The 381-nt window shown below is 41.2% G+C and carries 1 protein-coding gene; it reads right to left on the bottom strand.

The features are described 5' to 3' along the window. Positions 1–95: 95 nt before the first annotated feature. Positions 96–381, bottom strand: a 286-nt coding sequence (locus tag Y887_RS21160) for a hypothetical protein (RefSeq protein WP_211257011.1), incomplete at its 5' end; no start/stop codon positions are given.

Raw genomic sequence — 381 nt, forward strand, 5'->3', positions numbered from 1 at the left:
AGTTTTACCAAGACCTTGTTCCATGAAATAGGCAAAGTATTTTCTGCGGCCTGCTTTATCAAGCGACAGAAGCTGGTGGCGCATCCCTTGTGTTTTCATGACAATTCCTCTAAATACTTAATGATGTGGTGAATAGTTCCCTTCACGATTATCTCACGTTGAACGTCTGCAATATTATAACGCTTTAATTCAATCGAAGGGTGGACTAAATAAAACATCTTCTCAGAATCGACTTTAAGCAAAACAAATGATGGGTATTTCCAATCATTCCACGAAGAAAGAAAGCTGCACTGACCTTTCTCAAATGCATTTCTGAAAGGTGCAGAGGAGGCCCTTGCAGGCCACGATTCAAAGAACTTCATTTCAAGCCAAAAGCCGCGC

This window comes from Xanthomonas pisi DSM 18956 (genome assembly GCF_001010415.1).
In the GTDB taxonomy this organism is placed as follows: Bacteria; Pseudomonadota; Gammaproteobacteria; order Xanthomonadales; family Xanthomonadaceae; genus Xanthomonas; species Xanthomonas pisi.